This is a genomic window from Photobacterium sanguinicancri, assembly GCF_002265265.1.
GTDB lineage: Bacteria > Pseudomonadota > Gammaproteobacteria > Enterobacterales > Vibrionaceae > Photobacterium > Photobacterium sanguinicancri.
On the sequence record NZ_NOIF01000134.1, the window covers coordinates 1 to 14,444 of the forward strand.

Here is a 14,444-nt window from a genome sequence, read left to right on the forward strand (position 1 = left end):
GGCGCTAATAAATTAGCGCCTTTCTTAAATATGGCGGAGAGATAGGGATTTGAACCCTAGGACGGGATAAACCGCCGGCGGTTTTCAAGACCGGTGCTTTCGACCACTCAGCCATCTCTCCGTAAGTGCGCGAATGATATAGATGTTAGCAGGGGGTGTAAATAGTGAAGGGAGTTGACTGTTGTGGTTTTGAACGTTTTGTGTGTTATGTGAGAGGGGCGGTTTGGGGTTGATCACTACGCTGTGGCTTATTTGAACAAAGTCAGCATGTTAGCGGTAACATGCTGACAATAAAGCCATTCAAATTAGTAGGTTTCATCTAAAATGATGAGCTTTTTCATAAAGGCTTGGATTTGAGTTTCATTATTGCTGTGAAAATCTGTGGTTGTTTGATTAATAATACCTTCAGGATCTTCATTGGCAGTATGGAAGTGGTAAGTATTGTGGAAATTAATGTCTAAGCTGACATTATCATCGGCAAGCGTAATGCTATAGCCGTCATAGCTTTCCTGACAGGTTATACCGTCTAATTGGCTTCCTTTCTCACCTATGGTTTGACCCTGTGATTTTATTTTTTCGCATACACTTAGCAGCGTGCGAACGTCTGCATTGTTTCTCATTACTGCCTCCTGACTGTGCATATTTTCATTTATCTACTCTTACTGTAGAACGTTGCTGCTTCCTTTCCAGTGTAAGTTGAATTTTCATTAATTAAGATCAAACAGCATGCCTTCTGATGTCACACTTTCTTGCTTTTATGCGCCCCAATAGTCGTTATTAACAGTGAATAACACCGTGATATTTTTAATGAGTGTGATACTTTGAAGATATTACCAGCCTGAAATGGAATTTTTACGCAATGTTTAAACAACTTAGCCCTGCACAATTAGATCCTATATTGTCACTTTCATTAGCGTTCCGAGAAGATGCGCGAGCAGATAAAGTAGATTTAGGTATTGGTGTTTACCGTAATACTCAGGGTGAAACCCCCATCATGTTGGCTGTTCAAAAAGCACAGCAACAATTGTTGGCCGAACAAACCACTAAGGCTTACGTAGGTTTAGCGGGCGACGAAGTATTTAACCAATCCATGATGGATCTTTTGCTGACTGGGACATCAGCTCATAGTCGCTCGGCAGCGGTGCAAACTCCAGGTGCGAGTGGTGCACTTCGTATGTTGGCTGATTTAATGCATATTGCACAGCCAGATACGACAGTTTGGCTCACCAATCCAAGCTACGTTAACCACAAACCTGTGATGGAAGCGGCAGGTTTGAAAGTAAAGTTTTACCCCTACTTTGATACAGCCACTAAACAAGTGAACAGCCAAGCCATGCTGGCTGAAATAGCGAAAGCAGGGCCGAAAGATGTCGTGTTATTACATGGTTGTTGCCACAACCCAACGGGTGCTGACATAACATTTTCAGATTGGCAGGCTATTACTGAGCTTGCCAATAAAAACGGCTTTTTGCCATTTGTTGATATTGCTTACCAAGGGTTCGGTGATGGCCTTGCAAAAGACGCTGCTGGCTTACAGCACTTAGCGGATAATGTCGAAGAGATGATTATTGCTACCTCGTGTTCTAAGAACTTTGGTTTATACCGCGAGCGTACTGGTGCCGCCATTATCGTCAGTGACTCTTTGAAAGAGGCGCAAAAAGCGAAAGGGCGAATTTTGAATTTAGCGCGATCTACTTACACTATGCCGCCAGATCATGGTGCTGCTGTTGTTGCTAAGATTTTACAAGATGAAGCGTTAACGAAAGATTGGAAGGCAGAGCTTTTAACGATGAATCAGCGTTTGTTGAATTTGCGTAGTGGCTTAGTGAAAGCGATTCAAGCGGTAGGATCGAATGAGTTTGATTTTATTGAGAAGCACAAAGGGATGTTCTCTGTGACGGGTTTATCACCTGAGCAAATTGGACGTTTGCGTGATGAATTTGCGATCTATGCCGTTGCTGATGGTCGTGTGAACATTGCTGGCTTACAAGAACAGAAAATAGATTACCTTGCGAATGCATTGGTGACGGTGTCACGTTAAGGTTTTTAAGATGGGGATTACATATTATCTATAGTCCCCATTTCTCTATCATGCTTCTTAATTCTGATGACTGGTAAGGCTTACACAGAATATCGTTCATGCCTGCATTCAGACAATCTTCTCTTTCTGCTGTTGTTGTGCCAGCTGTTAATGCAACGATCGGTTTGATGTAACCTTGTTCACGTAATGCTTTAGTCGCACTATAACCATCCATGATTGGCATTCGGCAATCCATTAAAATAAGATCGAATTCACAGTGTTTTAGCGTATCGAGAGCAATTTGACCGTTGTCTACTAGTTCTGGCTCTATGCCCATTTTGTTGAGCATTAGTTTGATGATCATCTGATTGGTCTTTAAATCTTCGACGACAAGGATTGACAGTTTATCGAGTGGTTTACTTATTGATTGTGAAGTCGCTGCTTGCACGATAGGCTGATCATGAATGGCAAGAGGAAGCATCACAGTGAAAGTAGAGCCTATCCTGAGATCACTATCAAGCGTAATTTTTCCGTTCATTTGTAAGGTAAGTTGGCGACAAATAGCGAGCCCTAAGCCTGTACCTTCATGACTTCGTTTACTCGAAATGTCCACCTGACTAAAGGGTTTGAACAGCTTACACTGTTGATCGATGGCGATTCCACAGCCAGTATCCGTTACTGAAAAAACAAGTTGTTCATCTTGCCAATCAATATACGTATTTACACAGCCATCTTGAGTAAACTTAATCGCATTACCAATTAGGTTCACGAAAATTTGTTTAATTCGGTCTTCATCACCAATTAAATAAGGGGGAACCTTGTCGTTAATCGTTACTTTGAAATCGAGCTGTTTTTCAGAAGCACGGTGCATGAATACAGCTTGGAGCTTTTCGGCAATAGAATAACTATTAAAGGGATTATTAATAAGCTCTAGCATTCCTGCATTGATCTTACTGTAGTCCAACAGATCATTAATGATCGCGCGGAGTAATTCGCCAGAATGGTTTAAAGTTGTTAGTAATTTGCGTTGTTCGATTTCAAGAGTGCTTTCACCTAACAATTCGGCAGTACCGAGTAAGCCATTGAGCGGGGTACGAAGTTCATGGTTTATCATTGCAAGGAAATCCCGAGTAGCTTGCTCAGATGCTTCTGCACGCTCTCGTGCTTGAATAGCAAGTGCCAGGGTAATATGACGGCCAATTGTGGTTCGCAGCATTTCGCTAAATAATGCGACGTGCTTTTGAATCGTTGTGAGCCAAGACCCCGAAGCTTTTATACGAGCGGCAAAAAAACCAACATTGTCATCTCTTATATTTAGCGCGACCCAATATGTGGTTTCCTTCTTATCCCAATAATTCGAATTATCTGTCAAATGTTTAGGTGGCGTCCATTGTTGACGGCGCCCACTAAAAAAATCACCGTCAAAGTCGAGTGTGCTGCGGTGATTTATATGGATGCAAATAGCCCTGACAGAGTGGTTATCAACCAGTTCATTGGCAAGTTGGTTTAGTAATTGAGGCGTGAGTGTTTGTGAGAGAAATGACTGGCCGTAGCTTAGCAACATAGTTTCGATTTTAGTTTGATAGGCAAGGCGCTCAGAGTCGAGTTCGGCCTGTGCCTTGTGCTTCTCTGCTGATTGAAGCAAGAGTTGATTGGCATTGTATAAATCGAGGCTTTTGTTTTCTAGTAGCTTTTCAGCCGCTTTACGTGCAGCTCTTTCTCTGTCGAGTTTTTTAAGTAGAAGCTCAATTTGTCGTTTATTATCCATAGCTATCCAGCTAATAACTGAATATGGAAGCGAACATGGCTTTGATCTGGTTGTATAGCTTCCATCTCAACGTGAATTTTTTGATTGAAATGATCTGCGCAGCCTTGAATTAAACCAAGGCAAACGTGCGCCATACAACGAGCTGAGTGGTAATCCATTGTCATGACGGAGTTTGTTTCTGAGATAAAGTCAAAACGGGGCGGTGTTGCATCAGGGTAGAGCTTTTTAACTTCAATATGAATGTGTTCTTCGACTTTGCGGATAAATTCGAAGGTTGAGGTTTCATTGTCCACGGGAATGGGTAAGCTTGCTAGTAATCGTGTGAAAACAGCTTTGCCATAGACTTCTTGTAAATCTGTGGCTGGAACGTTAGTAATTTTGCTTAACGTGATAATGAGTTTGACTAGGTCTTTATGGTCATAACTACCAACAGTCGTGTAGGTTCCTTCGTCAAGGGCCTCGTCTAACATTTGTTGGCAAACGTCTAAGCCAAAAGAACTTTCAACGATATCAAGAAATTCAGTAAAAATGATTCCCTTCATTAATTTATCCTATTCTTATGTCCCGTACCGCAAGTATGGTAAGCAAAATAAAAATCGTCAAAAATCAATTACAAAAAGTAAGAATAGGTAGCGAGCTGACAATATTGCCAGCCCGTTATTCGGTGTTTACTAAATCGTTTTTTCAAGGAAAACAGATGGGTTTGTCGCTGTTAGCTGAGTGGTGAGATAAGCCGTCATTTCTTCAATAAGCTCATCTTGATTTGGAAGAGGAAGTGCGTGTACGTCGCTGATAAGTGCACTCTCTTCATTTTGGAATACCATACCACAAGCTGCCGGCTTGCCTTTAAAGAAGCCGACAAACAAGGTTGCGGCAGAGTCGGCCTCGAACATGATTTGTGTTAAATATTCGATAACAGCTTCGCGTTGTTTTTCATCATTCCATAGGCTTGCTAATGTCACGGCATAGCGAATAGTAAGAGGATGGCAATCGACGGGGTAGAAGGACAGGCTGTTAGTGCGAGCAGTAAGCGGTAAAACGAGTTGTGAAGTCGAGGATGAGGCATGGAGCGCTTGGTACGATGCTAAACCGCTTTGGCTTAATTCGGTTGGGTATTCTGCATCGGTGATATGGCTTGCCATCCAAGTGTTTTTTGATTCTTTTAGTTGCTCAATCATTAACTGCATAAATTCGTTTCTGTTGTTGAGATGTCACCACCTTACCGTAAATAAAATCAGCATGATATGGTTTATCTGCAAACAATTTGAAATGATGCCTTTTCATCGTGATAACAAACAAATCGACAGTGATATACGAGTAGCACTGTCGATTTTTTATCAAATAGCTGGGTGTAATGTGGTGGCGAACAATTAGCGATCAGTGTTCAAACATGATCTCTGTATTATCGACACGATGGCGTTCACTATAAATTCCGTCTTCAGCACGTTTACCACAACCGATGATCATCGTGATTTCAGCCCCTTTTTGTAGACCAAGTAGCTGTTTTGCTCTTACTGAATCAAAACCCTCCATCGGGCAGGTGTCGTAGCCTTCAGATCGCATTGCGGTCATAAATGTCATTGCAGCAAGGGAGCTGCTTTTATGTAAGCAGACGCGTACATCGGCTTTACTCACTTCACGCATCATAGGCTTGTTACGGCCTAAAAATGCGCACAGCACTTTTCGAGCCATGCCGTATAGACCAAAACGGTCATTACGGTAGACAAATGGGATCAACTTTTCATAGTACTTGAGTGCGCGTTTAGAAGTGGCATCTTCACGACCTTCAAATGCATCACGAACTGTTTTTGCATTCATTTTTGCTCGTGATTCCCATTTATAAGGGGTCACAACAAATACGATAAGCTCATTAGCGGTTTTAGCCGCATTTTGGCCCATGCAGATACGACTTAATTCTGCTCGTTTATCTTCTGTGATTACACGGTGAAATTCCCATAGCTGCATATTAGAGCTATTAGGAGAAAGTGCGGCAAGCTCAAGAGAGCGAGTTACTGCTTGGTGATCGAAAGGGGCACTGGCGTCATATTTACGCACTGAGCGTCGGCTATGTACTAGCTGCTCAAACGCTGATTTCTGTTCAGTCATAATCGTCAATTCATAGAAAACTTACTGGGTTTCTACCTCTATTTTACTGTTATTACAAGCCAGAGAAAAAAGACTTTCATCACTTCATTGATATTGCGCGTTGAAAATAAATACGAATGTCATGTTGAATAAATAAACTTGAACTAGCTCTATGTTTTTGCAACTTGATGCGCAATAAGTAACCAATTGGTCTAACAAGATTATAAACGATTCATTTCTCTTAGACTGGCACATTCCGAAAGGGACTTTTTATGCAAACAACTAACATGGCATTGCTCAATCCGTTACAGGGATCAACGCTGATTGATCCTAATATTTACTTCCTTCAGATTAAATCATGGCTAGAAGCAGGAAAAGCACTTGAAACTATTACGGCTAATCAACTTCAACAAGCGGTGGGTGGGAGCTATCAAAACGCGCTGCAGGTATTAGAGGAGCTCGATAGTTATATTGCAGGCGAGAAACCAGCTCAAACGAATGTTGACTTCCCTTTTAGTCTGATAAATCAAATGCACAATATGTATTTTGATGCTTGGCGCGTCATGTTTGGCGTGAACTTTGTGCAAGACACGGCTCAAAGTAAAGCACAGGTGGCTGAACTAAGTGCTACTCAGGCTGAATTGGCCTCGGTGCAAGCCTTGTTGGCTGAAAAAGAAGCGGATGTTGAGCGTCTGGTTTCTGGGCAAAAAGCCGTCCTAGATGAACTGGAAAGTGATGTAAATAAAGCGGTGAAGGCAAAACAGACGGCGCAACACAATGCGAGAAAAACTAAAGCAGCGCATACGTCATTACAAAAAGATCACAGTAAACTGCTGAAACAACACACTGCACTAACGGCCTCACTTGAAAAGCAGCAAGAATCTTCTGAGCAAACTAAAGCTGACTATGAAAAGTTAGTTGAGGAGATGGAGGCACAATCAAAACATCAACTTGATGCTCAGCGTCGACATGTTGAGGAGCTGAATGAGCAGTTAGCGCGCGTTAAACAAGAACTTGTCGATAAGAATCAGCAGTTAGGTCAACAACACCATGAGAATCAAAATTAGTGTAACGCTATGAAAAAAAGTCTCGAGGGTGTGCCAATAGTGGCGGTGGATGGTTCTAATTACAGGATGCTGTTGGTCAGTATAGAGACAAAGTAACAGTGAAAAACAATAATGAAAAATAAGGGCAGCGTTGGCTGCCCTTACTAATGATGGACGATGCAATCTATATGTTGGGGGAACATATAGCTCAGGCGCACGGTTACCCTCGATATATCATAAAAAGAGGATAAGTTTGTTCATCGAGAGCGAGTTTAGATGTAAAATAAGGAAGTAAAAACAGAACACATTTTAAAATTAGGTTCCCCTTTTATGAGTGGTCAACGTTTAAAAACGCAGTTCCATCGCCTGTACAGCCATTTTTCTGGTCAAGACAGTGATACAACATTACAAGAGATAGCAGAAGTCCTATTCTGTACTCGTCGTAATGTACGTATGGTCATGAATAAAATGGCGGACAAAGACTGGATCGATTGGCATCCTGCAGTCGGCAGGGGTAAGCAGTCACGCTTGGTTTTTCATAGCACTGATAGTGAATTACAGCAAAGCTATGCGCGAAAACTAGTGGCGCAAGGTAAGCTAGAGCCTGCATTAGAAGCGCTGAACAATGATGCCAATATGCTTGCCCAGCTTATTCAAGAGCAACTTGGTGTGTCGACCCAGCAGGGTAAGCAAGTTGTACGCTTACCGTATTACCGTTCGTTTGGTGATTTAAATCCTCTCTTGCCGTTACGTCGTTCAGAGCAACACATTGTCCGCCAGATATTTAGTGGTTTGACTCGAATTGATGAAATAAAAGAGGAAGTCGAGGGCGATTTAGCTCATCATTGGGAGGCTATTTCTCCTCGTCACTGGCGGTTTTATTTACGTCCTGCAATACGCTTTCATAATGGTAAGTTACTGCAATGCCAAGATGTCGTTGCAACGCTGAATGAAGTAAAGCAACAGCGACTTTTTAAGCATATTCTTACAGTAGAATCTGTCGCTGCATATACGATTGATATTTATCTTAAGCGCGATGATGTTCATTTGCCCACATTACTGGCTGATACATCAGCGGTGATACAACCAGAAGAGATGCTTACGCATCGTGATCTTGATGCCTTACCTGTTGGGACTGGGGCATATAAGGTTATTCAAAATGATAAGCAGCGTCTGAAATTAGAAGCATTTGATCAATATTATGGCTTTAGAGCGATGATCGATATTGTTGATATTTGGATTCTTGCCGATTTTGATGTGTTTTATCTGAAGCCTGATGCTGAAGAGCTAGAGGCGGGCAAGAATACGATTACATCGCGATTACACCTTGATGAAGGGTGTAACTATTTAATGTATAACCGCCAAACAGGCTTAGCGAATAATGAAGATTGGTTAAACTATTTTTCGCATCGATTTTCTACGTTGGCGATGCAGTGTCTGCTCGATCAGCCGAAATTTAGTGAGTTACGTCTGGTTAATGCTTACGGTTTACTTCCTGGCTGGGTCCATAATCCTACGATTAGCGTGTCAGCTATTCAACCTCCGGCAAAGCGTACTGTCACTATTGCTCACTTACAAGATCATCCTATTTACCCGCTTATTGTCGAAAAGATAACTCAATTGCTGAGTGATGATGGCCTCAAAGTGAAAGTATTGGCTTTGACAACGGCGGAAATGCTATCGGGTAAACAGTCAAGTAAAGTGGATATTTGGATCAGTGGTATGAGTGTGTTCACTAAGCGTGATGATGCGATTTTGCCATGGCTGTATAATTTTGATCACCTTTATCGCGCAATGCCTTCAGATGACTTTAAAATAATGGATAGCTTAATCGCTAAGTGGCGTAGCGATAAAACATTACCTTTTCCAGCTCATGATATTGGTTTCTTGTTGGTGCAAAGCCAACAAATTCAGCCGTTATTTCATGCTTGGTTAGGCGTGGATAATACGGGTGAATTGCAGGGGATGACGTCGAATTCACTAGGCTGGTTTGATTTTACTTCTGTGTGGAGAAAGCCAGTCTAAATAATTTCCGATAACAGGTTCAAACTGTTCACTGGTTTAATATTAAGTGACGAGCTAACAGTTACCAAATTTGTTAGCTCGAACTTAGTTGTATCCTTGAAGCTGACTACTCTGTTTTTGTCGGCTCTGGAGACCAGTCCTGGCTATCAAACCATTGGCCGATAGGTCGCCAAACTACGTCGATCATGTTTTTGTACCATGGCGCTTTATTAACGGTTTCGGCCGTTATGATTGGCTGCTCAGTCAGTAACTCTTCATTAAGATACCATTCAACTTTACCCACCATCGTTCCTTTTTCTATCGGAGCTTCAAGGTCGTGGCTGTAATAAACCTTATGTTCTAACGCTTTTCTTTGGCGGCGAGGTACTGTAATAACGCCTCCTTCACCTAATTCTACAGTGACGTTTGAAGGACTACCGTACCAAACGCGAACGGGGGCGAGTTCTTTATTGTTGAACTTAGGTGTTAAATCTTGAAAGAAACGAAATCCCCACGTTAATAATTTTTTACTCTCAGATGTTCGTATCTGGGTGCTATCAGCCCCCATGACAACAGCAATTAATCGCTGGTCGTTTTGTTCGGCAGATGACACCAAACTGTAACCCGCCTTAGAGGTATACCCTGTTTTCACACCGTCAACATTTAACGTAGAGTCCCATAAGAGGGCATTTCGGTTACCTTGTTTGATTTTACCAAAAGTGAAAGACTTCTCTTTAAATAAGCCATAGGTGTCAGGTAAATCATGAATGAATGCGCGAGTCAGTAATGCAATGTCATAGGCTGTCGTAAATTGTTCATCAGCATCAAGACCATGTGGGTTGGTGAAGTAACTGTCGAACATTTCAAGCCTTTCAGCATGATTGTTCATCATTTCAATGAATGCTGATTGATGCCCTGCAACGTGTTCTGCCAGAGCAACAGTGGCATCGTTACCTGATGAGATAATAACGCCACGATTGAGATCATCAACGCTTACCTCATCACCAACGTTAAGGAACATTTTCGATGAGCCTGGGAATTTTTTCCCCCATGCATTTTCACTGATGATCACAATATCATCATTGGCTATATGGCCAGCTTGAAGCTCGTGTCCGACTACATATGACGTCATTATTTTGGTTAAACTGGCGGGGGCGAGCGGTGCAGTTTCATTGTTGCTTGCAATAATCTGTCCTGAACCATAGCTCATTAACACCCATGCTTTAGCGCTTATCTCTGGGGGGGAGGGTAAAGGCTCTGCGTTGGTCAAAGCGACACTCATGGATGTCGCAGCAATAAATGCATATTTTATAATGGTACTGGTTGGTGTCATTGCTTATCCCGTCGTCACTGCTATCCCTACTTTGAGCTTAGTAAAATATTGAGATAGTTAGGATAAATTTATGATGTAAATGAACGTTAAGCACAGGAAGTGATTCGGCTAGCTTTCCTGTATTCGCCATCTGCTAGCCGAAATAACCGTTATAAAGAGGAGTGGTTTCCTTGCTTATCGGAGGGTTCGTAGGAAAGATTCAGGTTGTTTTGACCTTCCATAAAAGTCACATGAAGATTAATCAATTGTGTGCTTTCATCCAACCATTGTTGACTGTTCTGTTGCTGGCAAAACTCCATCATGGCAACAATCATTCGATCTAACTTCTTAAGGCACCAACGCTTTAAGTCTGGTTCTAGTGCTTGATCGCAAATCATGCATTGCAGTTTGGCGTACCCAAACTGCATATAGCTAAAGGCCTTTTCGATATTAGGTAAATCTTGATAGTAAAAACTTAATCGCTGACAGGCATCTAGCCAGTAAGCCAGTGCTTCGTTGTGAACTTCACAGCTAACATCAGTAAAAATGATATCGGGAGCGTGGTTAAGTGCATCGATTAATGTTTGGATATCACGTTGCTGAGGTGGAGGCGGTGTTTGGTACCATACCTTGATATTGTCTAGCCATGTGTGGAGTTCTGTCATGCAACTTGCTCCTTGTCTGCGGGGGCAGAAGTCGGTATTTGGTCAGCATTCCAATTGGCCACATAATGGTTATCAGCAACTTTTTGGAATCCCTCTACTGACTTCAAGCTTAGCTGACGAATTTTATCGGCACTCACTGAATAGTCTGGTTCAGATTCAAGTAATTGATGAAACGGTAAATCTGGATCTGGCACGGCAGAGATTAATAAGCGCGTGTAAGGGTGTTGAGGATTACGTAAAATACTTCGGGTATCTCCCCATTCTACAATACGGCCACGATACATGACGGCCGTTTCTTCGGCAACATAGTGAGCAGTAGCAAGGTCATGGGTAATATATAAAAAGCCGATTCCCATTTTATCTTTCATTTCTTTCATTAAGTTAAGCACACCTAAACGAATAGAAACATCAAGCATGGATGTTGGTTCATCAGCTAAAATGACTTCAGCACCGACAGCAATAGCTCGTGCTAAGTTGATACGTTGACGTTGACCGCCGCTGAGCTGATGAGGATACTTTTCTAAATCTGAATACGGTAACTCCACTAAATCGAGTAGTTCTTTTAATCGTTGATCCACTTCACTTTGGTTTGACACTTGGTTGTGGATCATCAGTGGACGAGTCAGGTGGTGTTTGATGGTATGTGTTGGGTTTAATGATCCAAATGGGTCTTGGAATATCATTTGAACTTTACCACGATAATCTAAAATATCTTTTCGTGAGTGTAAGGATTTAATATTTTTCCCCTTGAAAAGAATTTCACCATCAGTGACATCATGCACTTTGGTAATAAGACGAGCACAGGTGCTTTTACCGCACCCAGATTCACCGACAAGGGCTAACGTTCGGCCCTTGTATAAATTAAAGCTAATATTATCAAGTGCACGAAAGATATCTGAGCTGCCAAATCCCCCCCCAGCAATAAACTCTTTAGTGATATTTTTGACTTCAATTATTGGCTGTTCGTTGTGATTTGATGTGTTATTCGCTGTTACCTGGCTCATGCACTTGCCTCCTGAGATTCGTTAATAGGGTTAGCGGCTTCTTCATGAATGTTAGGGAAAGAGGCCCAAAGCTTTTGAGTATATGGATGCTGTGGATTATTGCGGATTTCTTTTGAAGTGTTCACTTCCACAATTTCACCATGGCGCATAACGGCAATACGATTACAAAGTTGGCTCATGAGCGCGAGGTCATGGGTGATGAAGAGTACCGAGAAATCAAACTCATTTCTGAGTTGGTATATCTGTTGCAAAATTTCACGCTGGACAACGACATCGAGCGCCGTTGTTGGTTCGTCCATGATGATTAATTTAGGGTTTAAGCATAAGGCGATAGCGATAACTAAACGTTGACGCATACCACCACTAAATTGGTGGGGATATTCAGACAAACGTTCTCGCGGGATATTGACAAGATCGAGTAACTTTTGTGCGCGCTCTTTTGCTTGAGCATTGGTATAACCGAGGTGGTGACGCATAACATCGGCAAATTGTTCTTGAACGGGGATCACGGGGTTTAACGAGTTCATGGCACTTTGGAAAACCATTGCTATTTCTTTCCAGCGAACAACCCCCATTTCGGCTTCTGTGAGTGAAAGCAGGTCTCGCCCTTGGAAGCTAACAGAGCCGTTAGTTATTAATGCTGGTGGCTTATGTAAGCGATTAATAGCGAAAGCGATGGTGCTTTTTCCACAGCCCGATTCACCCGCTAAGCCGAATATTTCACTTTTCCCGACGTCAAAGCTCACTTTTTTAACGGCTTGAAAATCGCCATTGTCAGTAACATAAGTCACTTCTAAATCTCGTACTTTAACAAGTGGGTTAGGGTGGAAAGCTTGTTCCATGTCTTTCTCCTGATAATTCTCAATACAAAATAACATTGATTGAAAACTATTCTCATTATCGGTTAATGTAAAGCATGATTTTGTAATCAGTGATTCAGCTAGCAAAGTTTTTTGGCTGTTACATTACAAATTTGTTGTGTGAATGTTACTAACTTTTCTGCGTTACGATATTGTTCACAGTAGTTTTTTGTTTAGTCATCTATAGTTTGAACACTCTGATTAGAATCATCTTTTTGTTTTTAAATAACGGATAACAAGGTTGTTATCTTAAGAAATGCTTAGGGAGCTATACGTATTATGAATATTCGGCAACTTTCACTTGCTGTGGGGCTTTTATTATTTGCCCCTCTGACCTTGGCAAGTGGAACCGTAATTGACCTCACGCACTCCAACATTGGTTATGCATCGTTAGTGATTTTTGCCATAGCTTATTGCTTAGTAATGGGGGAAGAGTACCTACAACTGAGGAAGTCAAAGCCGGTACTTTTGGCTGCTGGTCTTATCTGGATGATGATCGGCTATGTGTTTCAGCAGAACGGTCAAACTGACATTGCTAAACAAGCGTTGGAGCATAACTTACTCGAATATGCAGAATTACTTCTGTTTCTACTCGTGGCGATGACATATATCAGTGCAATGGAAGAGCGTCGTTTGTTTGATGCGCTACAGGCATGGATGGTCAGTAAAGGCTTTAACTATCGCACTTTGTTTTGGTTAACAGGCATACTCTCTTTTTTCATCTCACCTATTGCTGATAACCTAACAACAGCACTTTTAATGTGTGCTGTTGTAATGAAAGTTGGTGGTAGTAACACTAAATTCATTAACATTGCCTGCGTTAATATTGTGGTTGCTGCCAATGCTGGTGGGGCATTCAGTCCATTCGGTGATATTACAACCTTAATGGTATGGCAGGCGGGACATGCATCGTTTAATGAATTCCTCTTGTTATTCATACCTTCCGTTGCTAATTACCTTATTCCCGCTGTTATTATGTCGTTTTTTGTACCTAAAACGCAGCCAGATACGATTTGTGAACATGTAGAGCTTAAACGTGGGGCAATGCGCATTGTGTTCCTCTTCTTGCTAACTATTGCAACAGCGGTTGCTTTCCACGGTTTCTTCCATTTTCCTCCTGTAATGGGAATGATGATGGGATTGGCTTATCTGCAATTTTTTGGTTACTTTTTACGGAAAACGCTACCAGGTTCTTTGGCAAAGAAAAAAGCGATTGCTGAAGCAAACAGTGATGAAGAGGCGTTAAGGCGTATCGGTTCTGTGGTTCCATTTGATGTTTTTCGTCGTGTTTCTCATGCCGAGTGGGACACGTTGTTATTCTTCTACGGCGTCGTGATGTGTGTTGGCGGCTTGAGCTTAATTGGCTACTTGGGCGTGGTATCAGAGGTGCTATATACCCAGTGGGACCCGATAGTGGCTAACAGCTTAGTCGGCGTACTATCAGCTATAGTGGATAATATTCCAGTTATGTTTGCAGTCTTAACGATGAACCCAGAAATGACCTTGGGAAACTGGTTGCTAGTCACATTAACTGCGGGTGTAGGCGGCAGTTTATTGTCGGTTGGCTCTGCTGCTGGGGTGGCATTAATGGGGGCTGCGCACGGTAAATATACATTCTTTGGGCATTTGAAGTGGATGCCTGTCATCTCTCTTGGTTATATTGCAAGTATATTTATGCAT

At 42.0% G+C, this 14,444-nt stretch carries 13 protein-coding genes and 1 tRNA gene; 4 read left to right on the plus strand and 10 right to left on the minus strand.

The features are described from left to right. Window positions 1–31: 31 nt before the first annotated feature. Together ASV53_RS17220 and ASV53_RS17225 are read right to left on the minus strand one after the other, a co-directional pair. Window positions 32–121, minus strand: a tRNA-Ser gene (locus ASV53_RS17220). A gap of 184 nt (window positions 122–305) precedes the next feature. After that, the gene (locus ASV53_RS17225; protein ID WP_094957995.1) at window positions 306–620 is read right to left on the minus strand and encodes a DUF3081 family protein; all 315 of its coding nucleotides are present in this window, start codon (window positions 618–620) and stop codon (window positions 306–308) included. A 239-nt stretch (window positions 621–859) separates the two neighbouring features. On the opposite strand from ASV53_RS17225, the gene ASV53_RS17230 reads away from it, so the two are divergent. After that, a complete protein-coding gene (locus ASV53_RS17230) occupies window positions 860–2,041 on the plus strand; it encodes an amino acid aminotransferase (RefSeq protein ID WP_094957996.1) in 1,182 nt (393 codons plus the stop codon). Between the two features lie 28 nt (window positions 2,042–2,069). Here ASV53_RS17230 and ASV53_RS17235 read toward each other — a convergent pair whose 3' ends face one another. The 4 genes from ASV53_RS17235 to ASV53_RS17250 form a co-directional block, all read right to left on the minus strand. After that, window positions 2,070–3,788, minus strand: coding sequence for an ATP-binding protein (locus ASV53_RS17235; protein ID WP_094957997.1), 1,719 nt, complete (start codon window positions 3,786–3,788; stop codon window positions 2,070–2,072). A 2-nt stretch (window positions 3,789–3,790) separates the two neighbouring features. Then, window positions 3,791–4,330, minus strand: a complete 540-nt coding sequence (locus ASV53_RS17240) for a heme NO-binding domain-containing protein (RefSeq protein ID WP_094957998.1) — start codon at window positions 4,328–4,330, stop codon at window positions 3,791–3,793. Window positions 4,331–4,459: 129 nt separating this feature from the next. Continuing rightward, window positions 4,460–4,975 carry a hypothetical protein gene (locus ASV53_RS17245; RefSeq protein WP_094957999.1) on the minus strand — a complete coding sequence of 172 codons (516 nt, stop codon included), beginning with the start codon at window positions 4,973–4,975 and terminating at the stop codon, window positions 4,460–4,462. A 190-nt stretch (window positions 4,976–5,165) separates the two neighbouring features. Continuing rightward, window positions 5,166–5,894, minus strand: coding sequence for a nitroreductase family protein (locus ASV53_RS17250; protein WP_094958000.1), 729 nt, complete (start codon window positions 5,892–5,894; stop codon window positions 5,166–5,168). Between the two features lie 251 nt (window positions 5,895–6,145). On the opposite strand from ASV53_RS17250, the gene ASV53_RS17255 reads away from it, so the two are divergent. Together ASV53_RS17255 and sgrR are read left to right on the plus strand one after the other, a co-directional pair. Beyond that, a complete protein-coding gene (locus ASV53_RS17255; RefSeq protein WP_094958001.1) occupies window positions 6,146–6,940 on the plus strand; it encodes a hypothetical protein in 795 nt (264 codons plus the stop codon). 309 nt (window positions 6,941–7,249) lie between these two features. Further along, window positions 7,250–8,944, plus strand: coding sequence for an HTH-type transcriptional regulator SgrR (gene sgrR / locus ASV53_RS17260; protein WP_094958002.1), 1,695 nt, complete (start codon window positions 7,250–7,252; stop codon window positions 8,942–8,944). Window positions 8,945–9,050: 106 nt separating this feature from the next. Here sgrR and ASV53_RS17265 read toward each other — a convergent pair whose 3' ends face one another. The 4 genes from ASV53_RS17265 to ASV53_RS17280 form a co-directional block, all read right to left on the minus strand. Further along, on the minus strand, window positions 9,051–10,256 hold the full coding sequence (locus ASV53_RS17265; protein ID WP_094958003.1) for a serine hydrolase: 1,206 nt from the start codon (window positions 10,254–10,256) through the stop codon (window positions 9,051–9,053). Between the two features lie 149 nt (window positions 10,257–10,405). Then, window positions 10,406–10,900 (minus strand): hypothetical protein, encoded by a 495-nt coding sequence (locus tag ASV53_RS17270; RefSeq protein ID WP_094958004.1) that lies wholly within the window; start codon window positions 10,898–10,900, stop codon window positions 10,406–10,408. After that, window positions 10,897–11,904, minus strand: coding sequence for an ABC transporter ATP-binding protein (locus ASV53_RS17275; RefSeq protein ID WP_094958005.1), 1,008 nt, complete (start codon window positions 11,902–11,904; stop codon window positions 10,897–10,899). Before ASV53_RS17275 ends, ASV53_RS17270 begins: the two co-directional genes overlap by 4 nt. Further along, window positions 11,901–12,746, minus strand: a complete 846-nt coding sequence (locus ASV53_RS17280; RefSeq protein WP_094958006.1) for an ABC transporter ATP-binding protein — start codon at window positions 12,744–12,746, stop codon at window positions 11,901–11,903. Before ASV53_RS17280 ends, ASV53_RS17275 begins: the two co-directional genes overlap by 4 nt. 297 nt (window positions 12,747–13,043) lie before the next feature. On the opposite strand from ASV53_RS17280, the gene nhaD reads away from it, so the two are divergent. Next, window positions 13,044–14,444, plus strand: a 1,401-nt coding sequence (gene nhaD / locus ASV53_RS17285) for a sodium:proton antiporter NhaD (protein ID WP_094958007.1), incomplete at its 3' end; no start/stop codon positions are given.

Excerpts from the sequence above, each read along its gene's own strand:
- ASV53_RS17265 (WP_094958003.1), bottom strand. The coding sequence starts at position 10,256 with ATGACACCAACCAGTACCATTATAAAATATGCATTTATTGCTGCGACA.
- ASV53_RS17240 (WP_094957998.1), bottom strand. The coding sequence starts at position 4,330 with ATGAAGGGAATCATTTTTACTGAATTTCTTGATATCGTTGAAAGTTCT.
- ASV53_RS17250 (WP_094958000.1), bottom strand. The coding sequence starts at position 5,894 with ATGACTGAACAGAAATCAGCGTTTGAGCAGCTAGTACATAGCCGACGC.
- ASV53_RS17225 (WP_094957995.1), bottom strand. The coding sequence starts at position 620 with ATGAGAAACAATGCAGACGTTCGCACGCTGCTAAGTGTATGCGAAAAA.
- ASV53_RS17280 (WP_094958006.1), bottom strand. The coding sequence starts at position 12,746 with ATGGAACAAGCTTTCCACCCTAACCCACTTGTTAAAGTACGAGATTTA.
- ASV53_RS17270 (WP_094958004.1), bottom strand. The coding sequence starts at position 10,900 with ATGACAGAACTCCACACATGGCTAGACAATATCAAGGTATGGTACCAA.
- ASV53_RS17235 (WP_094957997.1), bottom strand. The coding sequence starts at position 3,788 with ATGGATAATAAACGACAAATTGAGCTTCTACTTAAAAAACTCGACAGA.
- ASV53_RS17230 (WP_094957996.1), top strand. The coding sequence starts at position 860 with ATGTTTAAACAACTTAGCCCTGCACAATTAGATCCTATATTGTCACTT.
- sgrR (WP_094958002.1), top strand. The coding sequence starts at position 7,250 with ATGAGTGGTCAACGTTTAAAAACGCAGTTCCATCGCCTGTACAGCCAT.
- ASV53_RS17245 (WP_094957999.1), bottom strand. The coding sequence starts at position 4,975 with ATGCAGTTAATGATTGAGCAACTAAAAGAATCAAAAAACACTTGGATG.
- ASV53_RS17275 (WP_094958005.1), bottom strand. The coding sequence starts at position 11,904 with ATGAGCCAGGTAACAGCGAATAACACATCAAATCACAACGAACAGCCA.
- ASV53_RS17255 (WP_094958001.1), top strand. The coding sequence starts at position 6,146 with ATGCAAACAACTAACATGGCATTGCTCAATCCGTTACAGGGATCAACG.